Genomic DNA, 14,943 nt, shown 5'->3' on the forward strand with positions numbered 1-14,943 from the left:
AAGTGAACAGCCTCGCTTCGTTTCAGAACGACCGAGCACAGGATGTCGAATCGACGGTCGCATGCGCGCGACCGATCAGACTCGGAGCACGACGTTCCCTATCGTCTTTCCGCTCTCCACCATTTCGTGCGCCTGCGCGATGTCTTCGAAATCCAATGTTGCGGCGATGGTCGGCCGCAATGTTTCTCGCGAAAGCGCGTAGTTGATGTCGGCGAGGCCGCGCTTTCGGTGGCTTTCGTCTATCAGGAAGATCGGCACGAAGCGCAGCGTGCCGGCGGTGAACTGGAGCGGATAGTAGGGGATGGCCGGCGTCGGGGCCGTGGGGGACGAGTAGCTGGCGATGGTGCCGCCGCGGCGCAGGACTGCCGCGTCAATGGCGGCGTTGGCACCAAAATCCACCTCGATGACTCGGTCCACGCCCGACGGCGCGATTTTCCGGACTTCGGTGACCACGTCGGTCTCATGGCGCATGATGAGGTGCGAGGCGCCTGCGCGTCTGGCGACGTGGGCTTTTTCAGGGTTGCTGACCGTGGCGAGTACGGTTGCGCCGGCTGCCGACGCGAACTGAATGGCCAGTTCGCCCACGCACCCCGCGCCGCCTTGCACCAGTATGGTTTGCCCTTCCACGCTGCCGTCGGCAAAGACCGCGTAGTGCGCCGTGCAAGCCGGCACGCCGAGACAGGCTCCTGTCTCGAAGCTAACGTTGTCGGGAAGCGGAACGACGAACGGCAACGGCAGGGCCGCGTATGCCGCAGCCGTGCCGCATTCCGGGCTGCCCACGGAGCCGTAGGTGCTGCCGCCCTGGGCGTTGAAGATCCAGACCCTGCGCCCGATCCATGAAGACGCGACGCCTTCGCCCACCGCCTCGATGGTTCCCGCGCCATGCTGTGCGGCGTGATCGGCGCGGTGATCGGGGTGGGGTTGCGCCAGCCGGCGCGCTTTTTGACATCCGACGGGTTCACGCCCGATGCGGCGATTCGTACGAGCACCTCCCCCGACTTTGCGACCGGCTTGGGCGTTTCAATGATGCGAAGCACGTCGCGTGCGGGCCCGTGCCCATTGTAGATGACCGCTTTCATGCTGTTCGGGCTGCTCCGCATGTTGGCTGTCAACGACCCAGGGCATAGCCTTGGGTGGAACGGGGATCGGCGCCGGCGCGCAGAATGGTGCCGGTGCGGCTTGCCGCACACAGCCGGCCTTCCGACCAGTCTGCACCGATCTCGACTTCGTGGCCGCGCTTTCGCAGTTCAGCGATCGTATGGGCGGGGAAGCGGCCTTCCACCACCAGCACCTTTGGTCTTGCCGCGCGCGGCCAGAACGAGGCAGGAAAATGCTCGCTGTGCCAGCCAGGCTGTTCGATCGCTTCCTGGAGGTTGAGGCCGAAGACTGCGTGACGCAGGAATATCTGCAGGCTCCACTGGTCCTGCTGGTCGCCGCCGGGTGTGCCCCAGACCATATATGGCTCTCCATCGCGAAACGCGATCGAGCTGGACAGGGTGGTGCGCGGACGCTTGCGCGGTGCGAGCGAGGAGGGAAGGCCGCGTTCCAGCCAGAACATCTGCGCGCGCGTGCCAAGAGGGAAACCGAGCGACGGAATAAGGGGCGAACTCTGCAACCATCCGCCGCTGGGCGTGGCCGCAACCATGTTGCCGTGCCGGTCGATCACGTCGATATGCACCGTGTCGCCACGCTCCGCGACCACGTCGGCCACCGTGGGCTCCCCCGTTCCTGCGACCGTGGGTTCGCCCGCGCCTGCCCCCGCCATTTCCTTTCGCCGGCCGAGGGCTTCGAGATGCCGTTGCCAATCCGTGTCGCCCATTCGACCCGACAGCAGTTCGGCAGATGCGGCGTCGCCCACCAGCTTCCTCCGCTCCTCGGCATAGCTGCGTGAAAGGAGCAGTTCCGCCGGCACGTCGACGAAATCCGGGTCGCCGTAAAATGCTTCGCGGTCGGCGAAGGCGAGCTTGGAGCATTCGACGACCGTGTGGACGAACTCGGCGCTGTTGGGTCCCAGCGTTTCGAGCTGAAACCCTTCGAGCAGCGCAAGTTGCTGCAACATCACCGGTCCCTGGCTCCAGAAGCCCGGCTTGAAAATCTCGAAGTTCCGGAAGGTGGTCGAGACGGGTTGTTCGATCGCCGCAGACCAGCGGGCCATGTCGTCACCGGTCAGCAGGCCACGGTGCGGGTTGCCCTCCGCGTCGAGCACGTCGCCCTTGCGGCAGAAGTTGTCGATCGCTTCGGCAACGAAGCCGCGATACCAGGCATTGCGGGCTGCCTCGATCTGCCGTTCGCGATTGCCGCCGGCGGCCTCTGCCTCACCCAGGATCCGTTCATAGGTATCGGCGGCCCGCGCATTGGTGTGCAGCCCGCCGCGGCGCGGGGCGTTTCCGCCGGGGATATAGACTGCCGCCGAGCCGGGCCAGTATTTCTCGAACACCGGCCTCATGCTGGCGACGGAGGATTCGATGCGCGGAATGACCGGCACGCCTTTGCGGGCATAGTGGATTGCAGGCTCGAGGATATCCCGCAGGGACATTGTGCCGTAGTCGCGCAGCAGCAGCATCCAGGCATCGAACGAGCCAGGGACACAGGCCGCCATCAGTCCGGTCCCGGGAACCAGATCGAGTCCCATGCTCTCGAAGCGTTCTATGGTCGCCGCGTCGGGTGCCACGCCCTGGCCGCAGATCACTTCCGGGCGGTTCTTGCGCCTGTCATACACCATGATCGGCACTTCGCCCGCCGGTCCGTTGAGATGCGGCTCAACCATCTGCAACGTGAAGCCCGCCGCAGCCGCGGCGTCGAACGCGTTTCCGTCCCTTTCAAGGATTCCCATTGCGACGGCGCTCGGAATCCAGTGGGTCGAAGCGACCACGCCGAACGTCCCTTCGATTTGCGGCCGCGTCAGGAAGCCGGAATGGGGAATTGCATTCATGTCGCTAGTCCTTGCCTGCCCGGCCTGGGCTGGTCTTGCCGCCATCCGCAGGTGATGTCGGGAGCGATTGCGCAGCCGGCGCTTCGTCCGACTCATCATCGATGTATTCAAACCAGTCGCCCCAGGTCCAAGAGCTCTTCATTACCTCGGCGAGCTGGAACGTATCGGTGCTGGTCACGTAGGGAGCTGCCTGCGGGATCACTTCGCTGACGAAATGATGCAGGTCGCCGATGTCCTTGTGCAGGGATTGGATGCAGACATCGGCCGGTCCGAAGGAAAGACCGACGAAGCGCACGTTCGGAAACTTGACGAGCGCGTCCGCAGTTTCGCGGACATGACCGGGCTTCACCCGCATCATGATCATGACGTTCATGCCGACGCCAAGCGCAAGCGGGCTGCCGACCACGGTGATGCGAACGAGATCCTCGTCCTGCAGGCGAGCGATGCGCATACGCACCGTGCCCTCGGAGATATCGAGCGAACGCGCCAGCTCCCGGTAGGAAATGCGCCCGTCCCGAGCGAGTGCAGAAATGATCTGCCGGTCCAGTTTATCGATCGCCGCCTTTTTCACGCCCACCTCCATCATGGCATCGGTTCTAATGAGGGATGCGCCTTCTCGCAATCTCAAAACTTGACTATGCGTAGGAAATTTGCGCTATTGATGTGATATGCGTAAGTTTCGGCTGCAATTTTTCGCATATCAACAAAGCGCGGCATACGCGCCGAATGGGGAAGCGCTCTGCGGGCTTTGGGAATTTCAAGGCACGTCACTTCGAACGCGAATGGAGAAATCATGAGACGCTTGGCGGCTATCGCTCTCACCCTGATGGGGTCAGCAGCGACAATCGGCGCATTGCATGCGCAAGAACCCGTGGAAATCACGTTCTTCATCTGGGCCGGATCAAATCAGGGTGTAGTCCCGATGGAGGTTATCGAAGCCTATAAGGCTGCTCATCCGGAAGTCACCATCAATATCCTGGAGTCCAACAACGCGATCACCTATCCGAAAATGGTGGCGGCAAAGCGCACCACTCCGGATGATCCGCTTGTTCATTGCGGGTTCTTCAATGTGGACTCCATGACCAAGGGCGATGCCGACGGTATGTGGTCCACGATGGACCCGGCGCTCGTGCCGAACATGGAAAAGGTGCTGCCCGGCTTCCGCCGTGCCGGTGACAAAGGCATCGGCTATCAGATGTCGGCCATCGGCATCCTCTACAACAAGGACAAGGTCTCCGAGCCGCCGAAGTCGTGGTCGGTCATGTGGTCTCCCGAAAGCAAGGGCAAGGTCACGATGTTCGACTACGACACGCGCATGATCGCGATGGCGGCGCGCCTCAATGGTGGCGACGAAGTCAACATCGATCCCGGCTTCAAGGTGTGGAGCGAGCATGCGGAGAACTTCCGCGCGCTGGTCGATTCGAACGACGGCGTGAAGAACCTTCTGGTCAGCGGCGACGCCTGGTATGCGCCGTGGTTCTCTTCGCTTGCCACCGTATGGATCAACGAAGGCGCGCCGCTTGCGTTCGCCGTGCCGGAAGAGGGAGCGATCGCGTTTCCGATCTATCTGACGATCGTGAACGGTGTCACGGAAGCGGAAAAGAAGGTCTGTTCCGACCTGCTGAACACGATGCTCGACCCTGTGCACGCCGGCAAATACGGCCAGCTCACCAACTCCATCCCCGTGGTCGAGGGCGCTGAAATGACGGACGAACAGCGAAAAAATCCGGCGCTCAACATCGAGATGGCCGAAAAATCGGTCGTCCTGGATTTTGGTCACATCGGCAGGATGACACCGGAGTGGCGCCAGCGTTGGGATCGCGAAGTCAAGTTCAACATGCGCTGATCGGCGCGCCGGGACTTGAGGAAGTCCCGGCTTTTTGCCCCGTGATCGCGGATTTCGTGAGGAGTCCGCCTTGAAAGAATATTTGCGCGCACATGCCCTCCGACGTCGAATTCATCAATGTAAGCAAGGTCTTCGCGAGCTATCTCGCGGTTGACGACATCTCCTTCACGATCCCGCAGGGAAGTTTCTTCTCTCTGCTGGGTCCCTCAGGTTGCGGCAAGACGACCACCTTGCGCATGACGAGCGGCCTCGAATGGCCGGATGCGGGCAAAATCCGCATCGCTGGCCACGACATGAGGAGTGTCGCGGCCTACAGTCGGCCCACCAACATGGTCTTCCAGCGCTGGGCGCTATTTCCGCACATGACCGTGGCGCAGAACGTCGCGTTCGGTCTGGAGGTCGACCGTCGTCCGCGCGCAGAAATCCGGAAGCGTGTCTCCGAAGCGCTCGCCCTCGTCGATCTGCTCCCATTCGCCGAACGCAAGCCGCGGCAGCTCTCGGGCGGCCAGATGCAGCGTGTGGCGCTGGCCCGTGCGCTGGTGAAGCAGCCCAAGGTGCTGCTCCTCGACGAACCGCTCGGTGCCCTCGACCTGAAGCTGCGCATGCAGATGCAACTGGAACTGAAGCGGATCCAGCGCGAGGTGGGCACGACCTTCATGTACGTCACGCACGATCAGGGCGAGGCGCTCACCATGTCCGATCAGATCGCCGTGATGAACAAGGGCAAGATAGAGCAGCTCGATTCGCCACAGGCTATCTATGATCGCCCGGCCACGCGGTTCGTGGCGTCTTTTATCGGCAATACCAATCTGGTCCCGGTCGAAGTTCTGGAAGCAAGCGGCGGAACCGCGCGGGTCGCGATCGGCCCGCTGCAATTCAGCGCGCGCACCGGCGCCTTCTCCGGCGGCAGCGTGGGGACGGTTTCCATCCGCTACGAGCGGATACGCATCGGCGCAGAGGCGGCCAATCGCGACACCCGGACGCGCGGTATGATCAAGGACACGATCTTCTCTGGCTCGGCAGTCCTCTATGTCGTCGAACTGGAGGGCTCGGGCGTTCAAATCACCATAGAGGTGCCGCATGACGGCACCTCTAGCCCGCTTCATGCCGGCTCCGCCGTCGATATCGGTTGGGACGGCGGCGCGACCACGGTCTTCGACAATGGCTGACACGGTGACCGTCCCCGCGCCGACACGTTCGGTGATCCTGCCAGCTCGGGAGCCCCTCGGTCGCCGCGTCGTGCCGTGGCTGCTGCTGCTTCCCGTTCTTGCAATCATGGTGTTCGCGTTCGTGGCGCCGCTGCTGGTGTTATTCCAGTACAGCTTCTGGCGCTTCGAATACGGCCAGCTCATCGAAGACTTCACCTTTGCGGCCTACGCCGATTTTCTCACCGATTCCTATTTCCACACGATCGTTCTCGATACGCTTCGCATGGCGTTGATAACGACGGTCAGCTCCGTGCTGGTAGGATACCCGCTGGCCTACGCATTGTGGCGGCTCACGCGACCGAGCCTTCAGAGATGGCTCGCCCTGATTATCTTTTCTCCAATCCTGGTCAGTGTCGTGGTGCGTTCCTATGGCTGGACGGTGCTTCTGGCCGATCAGGGTCCGGTGAACTGGTTTCTGCAAACGGTGATGGGCTTTCCCGAGCCTGTCCGGCTGGTGTTCAATCTGACGGGCGTGGTGATCAGCCTGACGCACGTCTTCCTGCCCTTTGTCGTGTTTCCGATCTACTCGACGATGACGCGGCTCGATCCGACGTTGCGGGAGGCGGCGATGGATCTCGGCGCGGGCTGGTGGACGACGTTCCGGCGGGTGACGTTTCCGCTGACTTTGCCTGGTCTGGTTGCCGGAGCGCAGATCGCATTCACGCTGGCGCTGGGGGCGTTCGTGACGCCCCAATTGCTCGGAGGCGGGCGTGTGCTCGTCCTGCCGCTGCAGGTCTACACGGCCACGACCGACATCAACTGGCCGCTCGCCGCCGTCGGCGGGATAGCACTGCTGATCCTGGCGATGATCACCGTGACGATCTCCAACCGCCTGCTGCGCTACAGCGAGGTGTGACCATGCCGTCGAATCTGCCGCACTATCGCTACATCCTGCTCGGTGCCTTCGCGATCCTGGGGGTGATCTATGTGATCTCCCCGCTGGCAATCGTGGTCCTGAATTCCTTCTCGAGCGTCGCTTACAATGTGTTTCCGCCGGAAGGCTACTCCGTGCGCTGGCATGAGAATCTGGCACAGCAAAAGGCATTCTACATTGCCGCGGTGCGCAGTGTGATGCTGGCGCTGACAGCGATGTCGGTCGCCATGGTGGTGGGAACCATGGCCGCCTATTCGATCGTGCGTTACCGACCGCGCTGGGCTGACCTCATCAAGAGCTTCCTGCTTTCCCCGATCGTGCTGCCCAACATCGTGCTGGGCGTCGCGGTGTTCATGTACTTCATCCGGACCGGGCTCTACGGCACCTATTTCAGCCTCGCGATAACACATGTCGTCGTCGTGCTGCCTTTCGTCATCGCCGTGCTGACCGCCGCGTTGACGACGTATGACTGGACACTGCAGGAGGCGGCCGTGGACCTGGGAGCGGGGCCGATCCGCACCTTCCTGAAGGTGACCATGCCGCAGATCTCGATCAGCATGATCATTTCCGCTGTGTTTGCGTTCGTGACGTCTTTCGATCAGGTCGAGACGACCTTGTTCCTTGTGAGAGCAGGCGACAACACGCTGCCGATCGAGATGTTCCTCTACCTCCAGAAGTGGCAGGACCCGACGATCGCAGCCATGTCCACCGTGCTTATCGTCTTCGCGCTGATGATTGTGGCCGTGCTCAGCCTTCTGATGCGCAACAGGAGTCTGCCGCTCTCCGTGCTGCGGCAGGACAAGGAGAATTCAGAATGAAATCGACCCCGTCTCCAAAGCTGATCGGCGCCGTCAGCGGACCCTTGATGATGGAGCACATGGAGGAGTTCGCCAAATGGCGGAAGGAATCCGGCGTTCCCGAGGAACTCAAGAGTCTGGAATATGTAGAGGCACGGATGAAGGAGTATGGGTTCGCGACGCAACTCATCCTTCATGACGCTTACATCAGCCTGCCAGGCAAGGCTGCCGTGAAGACGCCTTTCGGCGACATTCGCTGCATCACCCATTCCTTTTCACGCTCTGCGCCTGCCGGCGGATTGTCGGCGCCGGTGATCGACCTTGGTTCCGGTTCGCCGGCCGATTTCGCGAAGCATGACGTACGCGGCAAGATCGTGCTGGTCGACGGAATCGCAAATCCCGTGATGTCGCGGCGTGCTTCGCTCGCGGGTGCTGCCGGCCAGCTTCATGTCAGCCCGCACGAGCATGTCCACGAGATGTGCATCTCGCCGGTCTGGGGCAGCCCCACGCATGACACCGTCGCCAACCTGCCGACGACGGTCGTGGTGACAGTCCCCAAGGACGGCGGCGACCGCATCCGCGCGCAGCTCGCGCGCGATGCCTCGCTGACCGTCACACTCGAGGCGGAAGTCGACACGCGTTGGCGCAAGACCCCGATTCTCGTCTGTGACATGCCAAGCGGGAGTGGCGGAGATGCCGAGCCGTTCGTGTTCTTCACCGGCCACCATGACACCTGGTACTACGGTGTGATGGACAATGGCGGTGCGAACGCCACCATGATCGAGGTGGGACGCATCTGCGCCGAACATCGAAGCGAGTGGAAGCGCGGCCTGCGGATCGTCTTCTGGTCGGGCCACTCTCAGGGCCGATATTCCGGGTCGTCCTGGTATGCCGAACAGAATTGGGAGGAGTTGGAGGCGCGGGCGCTCGTCCACGTCAACGTCGATTCCACAGGCGGCAAGGGAAACACGGTCGTTTCCGACACCACGGCCGCGGCCGAACTGCGCAATCTCGCACGAGAGGCGATCGGCGAGCAGGGTGGCCAGACATTCACCAACCGCCGCATGAGCCGGGCAGGCGATCAGTCGTTCTGGGGCATCGGGGTCTCCTCGATCTTCGGCAATATGAGCGAGCAACCCGCGACGGGCGAAGCCAATGCCTCGGCGGCGGTGTTTGGCGGCGGCAATCGTCTGGGCCACGGCACGGGCTGGTGGTGGCACACGCCGGATGATCTCCTCGACAAGATTGAAGAGCCGATCCTCGTTCGCGACACGAAGATCTATCTCCATACTGTGTGGCGGCTGCTGGCCGATCCTGTCCTGCCGCTCGACTGGGCCGAGCATGCCGACTATCTGATCGCGGAACTTGCCGACCTGCAAAATGCCGTGGGCGACAAGTTCGATCTCTCGCTGCTCAAGGCGCGTGCGGGCGAGTTGAAGGAGCGTGCCGCGCGTTTCAACGCCCTGGTGGGCGGTCTGGACCAGCAAGGCGCCTCTCGCGCCAACGCGGCGCTGCTTGCCGTATCGCGGGCGCTCGTCCCGCTCGACTACACCGAGTGTGACAGGTTCGAGCAGGATCCGGCCATCGCGGCTCCCCCATACCCGTCGTTGCGCCCTGTGCGGGAGATGGCAGGCGTCGATGCTGGCACCGACCGGTTCAAGTTCCTGCAGGTCGGTGCAACGCGGGCCCGCAACCGTATCGCGTGGGCGCTGCGTACGGCGATCGGCGAGGTGGACGCTGCTCTCGATGAACTCTTCTCTTCCCGCGGAGCCTGAGAACCGATGCTTCTCGAAAACAGAATCGCCCTCGTCACGGGTGCGGCAGGCCGTCTCGGCCGTGCCATCTCAGAGGTCTGCCTACGCGAGGGAGCATCCGTCATGCTCGCGGATCTCAATGAGAACCGGGTGAAGGCAATTGCCGCCGAGCTCGGTGAGGGGAACCCCGGCAAAGTGGGGTGGGTCGCGGGCGACCAGTCGCAGAAGGAGGACGTCGCGAGCTGGATCGCGGAAGCCGAAGCAACAGTTGGCCTGCCCGACATTCTCGCCAATGCACACGGCATCTTTCCGAACTGCCCGATGCTGGATGTTACCGTGGAGGAATGGGACAGCGTCTTCAACGTCAATACGCGCGGCACAATGCTGACGTCTCAGGCCATTGCGAAGCGCTGGATCGACAAGGGCGTGAAGGGCGCGATCGTCAACATTTCCTCCGGCGCTGCCCGCTCCGGTCGTCCAGGTGGCGCGCATTACAGCGGCTCAAAAGCCGCTGTGGAATCGCTGACGCACATCTTCGCCATCGAACTCGGCCAATACGGCATACGGGTCAACGCCGTGGCGCCGGGTCTCATCCTCGACAATGTCGTGACCGAGGAAAGCGAGGAATTGCATCCGTACGTCAATCTGACGCTCAAGGGAACGCCGATCGGCCGCACCGGCTCGCCCTATGACATTGCCGAGGCGGTCGCATTCCTGGCATCCGATCGCTCGGGCTGGACCACCGGGGCGATCCTGGAAGTCACCGGCGGCACGCATACCGGGCGCACGCATATGCCTTTCACGAGGCAGCTGCGCTGATGAAGGCCGATCCGATCCTGGTTGTTGGCGCCGGCGCCATCGGCGCCATCGTCGGCGTGCATCTGATCGAAGCGGGCCACACCGTGCATTTCGTGGATTCCAATGCCGAGCACGTGGCCGCGGTTCGAAGGAAGGGCATGCGCCTGTCCGGGACGTCCACCAGGATGGTACAGGCAAGGATCATGACGCCTGACGAGATCGAAGGCCGCTACCCAATCGTTCTGCTGGCTGTGAAGGCAAGGCATACACTCGACGCCCTGCCGGCGGTTGCGTCCGCGCTCGAAGACGACGGCTGCGTCGTATCGCTTCAGAACGGCCTCGAAGAGTACAAGATCGCCAAGGCGGTGGGGGCCTCGCGCACGATCGGCGCCTACCTGACGTTCGGGGGCTTCTATGTCCAGCCGGGTGAAGTCAGGTACGGTGGCGCCGGAAGCTTCAAGATCGGCGAGATCGACGGAGCCATCACGCCGCGCATCCGCAAGCTGGCGGAGATTCTTTCCTGTCTACAGTTCGTCGGCGTCACGGACAACATCTTCGGCTATCTCTGGACCAAGATGGCGCTGGGCGCCGTCTATTTCGGCACCGCCGTCGTCGATGAAGGCGTCATGCAGATCTATGATCGCGACGACGCGCGCGCGGTTCTGGAAGAACTCTGTGCGGAGGTCGTCGCGGTGGCCGAGGCGCGCGGTGTCCGCATCGAGGACAGTGACGGCTTCGACCCCAAGGCCTTCCAACACGGGAGTGACAACGCTGTGGAGAAGTCCGCGTCATGGGACGCCCAGCGCGCCTATTGGACTTCGCACGACAACACCCACACCGGCGTCTGGCGCGATCTGGCAATACACAAGCGGCCGACCGAAGTGGACTACCAGATCAAGCCCGTTATCGAACTGGCGAGGGAGAAAGGGATCCCCGTTCCTCATCTGGAGCGGTTGTATGCCGTGGTGAAGTCGATCGAAAAGGGCGAGCGCACTCAGTCGTTCGATGCACTGCTTTCTATTCGCATTCGCTCCGAAGGATCGTAATTCACGACCCTTGCCGCGGTTCACGTGGAGTAATAATTGCCCCGATTGCAGCAAAGTTATCTATCGAGAGTCGGCGATGCTGGAGGGATTCGAACGCTTAACGTTCAAGTGGCGCAACCACCTTCATTCGAGCCGAGAGCATGGGCGGTTTATGCAGACGGGGCGTTTCCGCAGGGGAATCTCAAATCTTCACGTTAGTAAGTGTCGATTTCGGTCTAAAGCTGCCCGAGCATGACGGCGAGGCGTAAACTTAGGCCTTGTCGACGGCTGAGCCCCTTGCTCCACACTCCCGCCTTTGCCACATAGGCCGGCATGGATACGCCTTCTCTCGTCCTCCTCAACGCCATCGAAGCCCGTGTTCTCGGCTCCCTCATCGAGAAGAAGGAGCTGACGCCGGACGTCTACCCGCTCAGCCTCAACGCCGCGCAGGCGGCCGCCAACCAGAAGACGGCGCGTGAGCCGGTGATGGCGCTGGAGCCGTCGGACATCCACCGCGCCTTTGCCTCGCTGCAGCAGAAAGGCCTCGTGCGCCAGGTCTCCGGTTCGCGCGTCGAGCGCTATGAGGAGCAGCTGTCGCGTCGCTTCTCGCTCACCCGCGGCCAAACCTCGCTCCTCGGGCTGATGCTGCTGCGCGGGCCGCAGACGGTGCACGAGTTGCTCGCCCGCAGCGAGCGCATGGCGAGCTACGGGTCGGTGGACGACCTCGTCGGCGATCTCGACCTGCTCATCGGCCGCCGCCCGCCGCTGGTTCAGCTGGTCGAGCGCGGCCCCGGCCAGCGCGAGGACCGCTTCGCGCACCTGCTGTGCGGCCCGGTGGAGGCGCCGGCGCGCGTGTACCGGCAGCCCAGTTCCAGCCCGCCTCGTCCGAACTCGAAGCCCGCGTCGCAGCACTTGAGGAGGAGGTTGCGGACCTGAAGCGCCGGGTCGAGCGGCTGTCCGGCAACGGCTGAACCAGTTCACGCCGCCGATCGCGGCGGCTTGATTTGAAACTTCGCCAGCCGCTGCTACGTTCCTCCGCAATCGGAGGATCCTTCCATGCGCCTTGCCGCTGCCGCTCTCGCCACAGCCGTCGCGTTCCAGCCGCTCGCCATCTCGCAAGCAGGCGCGGAGACCGCCATCTTCGCCGGTGGCTGTTTCTGGTGCGTCGAGTCCGACATGGACCATGTGCCGGGCGTGACGGAAACCGTCTCCGGCTATTCCGGCGGCACGAAGAAGAACCCGACATACTACGACCACGAGGGCCATCGCGAGGTGGTAAGGGTCGAGTTCGACCCGGCAAAGATCAGCTACGAACAGCTTGCCACAACCTTCCTGCGCACGATCGATCCGACCGACGCGGGAGGCCAGTTCTGCGACCGCGGCCATGCCTACACCACGGCGATCTACGCGGTGGGCGACGCCCAGCTCGCAGCGGCCCGGAAGGCGAAGGCGGCCGCGGAAGCTCAGCTCGGCGTCAAGCTGGCCACCGAAGTCGCCCCGGCCGGCGAGTTCACCGAGGCCGAAGACTACCACCAGAACTACTACCAGGTGAGTGCCGCCAAATACAAATACTACCGCTTCGCCTGCGGCCGCGACGAGCGCGTGAAAGAGGTCTGGGGCGCCGACGCCTATAAGGGCGTGCCGGCGCACTAGCGAAACCGAGGAACTGCGTCTCTCTCTCCCCGTTCACGGGGAGAGATGTCCGGCAGGACAGTGAGGGGCAGAGCGAACCCTCGAAAGCTCGCGCCGCCCCTCATCCGCCCTTCGGGCACCTTCCCGTGAACGGGGAGAAGGGAGAAGGAAGTCCTCAGAACCACTCCGCCTGCATATCCAGCGTCGTATCGTCCAGCTTCGCCAGCAGGTCCCGCTGCGCCTTCGCCTTCGGCAGTTCGTAGGCGAAGAAGTAGCGGCAGGCGGCGAGTTTGCCTTGGAGGAAATTCGTGTCGCCCTCGCCCGCTTCCAGTTTGCGCGCCGCCGCCAGCGCCTGCCTGAGCCACATCCAGGCGATGACGACGTGGCCAAACATGTCGAGATAGATCGTCGCATTGGCGAGCGCCTTGCGCGGGTCGCGGGCGAGTTCTGCAGCAAGAACACGCGTCAGCGCGATGGTCTCGGCAAGATGGGCCGACAGGTCCGAGGCATGCCCGGAGAGCGCGGAGACCAACGAGGCCTCCTGGACCGTCCCGCCGATCCGCTCCGCCAGCAACTCCAGCCCGCGCCCGTTCGCCTGCACCACCTTGCGGCCGAGGATGTCCATGCCCTGGATGCCGTGCGTGCCCTCGTGGATCGGGTTCAGCCGGTTGTCGCGGTAGAGCCGCTCGACTGGATAGTCGCGGGTATAGCCATAGCCGCCGAGAACCTGGATCGCGTGCTTGTTGGCCTCCAGGCAGAATTCCGACGGCCAGGATTTCGCGATCGGCGTCAGAAGGTCGAGCAGCAGCTCGTCGTCGCGCGTCTTCGCCTCATCCGTTCCGGTGCGGATGCCGTCCACCAGCCGCGAGCAGTAGAGCAGCAGCGCGAAGGCCCCTTCCACCGCGCTCTTCTGCGCCAGGAGCAGGCGACGGATGTCGGCATGCTCGATGATCGGCACCTGCTTTGAGGTCGCGTCCTTGCCGTCCGGATGGCGGCCCTGAGGCCGGTCCTTCGCATAGGCGAGCGAGGCCTGGTAGCCGGCCGACGCCAGCGCCGTCGCCCCGAGACCGACGCCGATGCGCGCCTCGTTCATCATCTGGAACATGTAGGCGAGGCCTCTGTGCGGCTCGCCCACCAGATGGCCGATGCATTCGCCCGCCTCGCCGAAATTGAGCAGCGTGTTGGTGGTGCCGCGATAGCCCATCTTGTGGTTGAGGCCGGCAAGCGTCACGCCGTTGCGCGTCCCGATCGAGCCGTCCTCGCCGACGCGGTATTTCGGCACGATGAACAGCGAGATGCCCTTCACCCCGGCGGGTCCGCCCGGAATTTTCGCCAGCACCATGTGGACGATATTCTCGGACATCTCCTGCTCGCCGCCGGAGATCCACATCTTGCGGCCGCTGATGCGATAGGTGCCGTCGCCCACCGGTTCCGCTTTTGTGGCGATATCGGAGAGCGATGAGCCCGCCTGCGGTTCCGACAGGCACATCGTGCCGAAGAAGCGCCCCTCCACCATTGGCGCCAGATAGCGCGCCTTTTGCTCATCGCTGCCGAAGCTGGCAATGAGGTTCGCCGCGCCGATCGTCAGGAAAGGATAGCCGGCGGTGCCGATATTTGCGGCCGAAAACATGTAGGCGCAGGCGATGCGCAGCGTTTCCGGCATCTGTGCGCCGCCCCATTCGTGGTCGAAGCCGGCGCCAAAGAAGCCCGCCTCGCGATAGACGGCGAGTGCTGCGCCCACACGCGGGTCGACGATCGCCTTGCCGTCGACGAATTTCGGCTCGTTCTCGTCCACCGCGGCAGCATGCGGCAGGAAATGATCGATCGCGATGCGCTCGGCCGTGTCCAGCACATTGTCGATGCCGCTCCGGTCCCAGTCGGCGAATCGCGCTGCTTCGCTCAGGCGATCCGCGTCGAGCAGATCGAACAACTGGAAGGCGATGTCGCCACGGTCGATGCGTATCAAGGAACGAATCCCGTTTTTGTGCGTTTGCGAAGTCGGTGCGGAAGAAAGCGAAACTTCCCGAGGAGCGGCTACGTATTCCTTCCGGCCGGGCTCGCCAAGCTAATGGCGAAT

The 14,943-nt window shown here is 63.2% G+C and carries 13 protein-coding genes; 9 read left to right on the forward strand and 4 right to left on the reverse strand.

The features are described 5' to 3' along the window. Nucleotides 1-75 precede the first annotated feature (75 nt). The 3 genes from LRS09_RS09555 to LRS09_RS09565 all read right to left on the reverse strand — a co-directional run bounded on the left by LRS09_RS09555 (nucleotide 76) and on the right by LRS09_RS09565 (nucleotide 3,518). Complete coding sequence (locus tag LRS09_RS09555; protein WP_257805562.1) at nucleotides 76-861, reverse strand: zinc-binding dehydrogenase; 786 nt, start codon at nucleotides 859-861, stop codon at nucleotides 76-78. Between the two features lie 247 nt (nucleotides 862-1,108). Further along, complete coding sequence (locus tag LRS09_RS09560; RefSeq protein ID WP_257805563.1) at nucleotides 1,109-2,932, reverse strand: gamma-glutamyltransferase family protein; 1,824 nt, start codon at nucleotides 2,930-2,932, stop codon at nucleotides 1,109-1,111. Nucleotides 2,933-2,936: 4 nt separating this feature from the next. After that, nucleotides 2,937-3,518 carry an Lrp/AsnC family transcriptional regulator gene (locus LRS09_RS09565; RefSeq protein WP_257805565.1) on the reverse strand — a complete coding sequence of 194 codons (582 nt, stop codon included), beginning with the start codon at nucleotides 3,516-3,518 and terminating at the stop codon, nucleotides 2,937-2,939. A 207-nt stretch (nucleotides 3,519-3,725) separates the two neighbouring features. On the opposite strand from LRS09_RS09565, the gene LRS09_RS09570 reads away from it, so the two are divergent. The 9 genes from LRS09_RS09570 (at nucleotide 3,726) to msrA (ending at nucleotide 12,887) form a co-directional block, all read left to right on the forward strand. Next, the gene (locus LRS09_RS09570) at nucleotides 3,726-4,778 is read left to right on the forward strand and encodes a PotD/PotF family extracellular solute-binding protein (RefSeq protein WP_257805567.1); all 1,053 of its coding nucleotides are present in this window, start codon (nucleotides 3,726-3,728) and stop codon (nucleotides 4,776-4,778) included. A gap of 92 nt (nucleotides 4,779-4,870) precedes the next feature. Then, complete coding sequence (locus LRS09_RS09575; protein ID WP_257805573.1) at nucleotides 4,871-5,947, forward strand: ABC transporter ATP-binding protein; 1,077 nt, start codon at nucleotides 4,871-4,873, stop codon at nucleotides 5,945-5,947. Then, on the forward strand, nucleotides 5,940-6,842 hold the full coding sequence (locus tag LRS09_RS09580; protein ID WP_257805574.1) for an ABC transporter permease: 903 nt from the start codon (nucleotides 5,940-5,942) through the stop codon (nucleotides 6,840-6,842). Before LRS09_RS09575 ends, LRS09_RS09580 begins: the two co-directional genes overlap by 8 nt. 2 nt (nucleotides 6,843-6,844) lie before the next feature. Beyond that, nucleotides 6,845-7,678, forward strand: a complete 834-nt coding sequence (locus LRS09_RS09585) for an ABC transporter permease (RefSeq protein WP_257805580.1) — start codon at nucleotides 6,845-6,847, stop codon at nucleotides 7,676-7,678. Continuing rightward, the gene (locus LRS09_RS09590; RefSeq protein WP_257805584.1) at nucleotides 7,675-9,432 is read left to right on the forward strand and encodes a M28 family peptidase; all 1,758 of its coding nucleotides are present in this window, start codon (nucleotides 7,675-7,677) and stop codon (nucleotides 9,430-9,432) included. Before LRS09_RS09585 ends, LRS09_RS09590 begins: the two co-directional genes overlap by 4 nt. Before the next feature lie 6 nt (nucleotides 9,433-9,438). After that, entirely contained in the window at nucleotides 9,439-10,230 is a 792-nt protein-coding gene (locus LRS09_RS09595; RefSeq protein ID WP_257805585.1) for an SDR family NAD(P)-dependent oxidoreductase, read from the forward strand. Continuing rightward, a complete protein-coding gene (locus LRS09_RS09600) occupies nucleotides 10,230-11,255 on the forward strand; it encodes a ketopantoate reductase family protein (RefSeq protein ID WP_257805593.1) in 1,026 nt (341 codons plus the stop codon). Before LRS09_RS09595 ends, LRS09_RS09600 begins: the two co-directional genes overlap by 1 nt. 312 nt (nucleotides 11,256-11,567) lie before the next feature. Next, nucleotides 11,568-12,170, forward strand: coding sequence for a DUF480 domain-containing protein (locus LRS09_RS09605; protein ID WP_257805598.1), 603 nt, complete (start codon nucleotides 11,568-11,570; stop codon nucleotides 12,168-12,170). 120 nt (nucleotides 12,171-12,290) lie between these two features. Beyond that, a complete protein-coding gene (gene msrA / locus LRS09_RS09610; protein ID WP_257805601.1) occupies nucleotides 12,291-12,887 on the forward strand; it encodes a peptide-methionine (S)-S-oxide reductase MsrA in 597 nt (198 codons plus the stop codon). Nucleotides 12,888-13,041: 154 nt separating this feature from the next. Here msrA and LRS09_RS09615 read toward each other — a convergent pair whose 3' ends face one another. Continuing rightward, nucleotides 13,042-14,832: an acyl-CoA dehydrogenase gene (locus LRS09_RS09615; protein WP_257805605.1), complete on the reverse strand. Its 1,791-nt coding sequence runs from the start codon at nucleotides 14,830-14,832 to the stop codon at nucleotides 13,042-13,044. Between the last annotated feature and the right edge of the window lie 111 nt (nucleotides 14,833-14,943).

Source organism: Mesorhizobium sp. J428, from assembly GCF_024699925.1.
GTDB lineage: Bacteria > Pseudomonadota > Alphaproteobacteria > Rhizobiales > Rhizobiaceae > Mesorhizobium_A.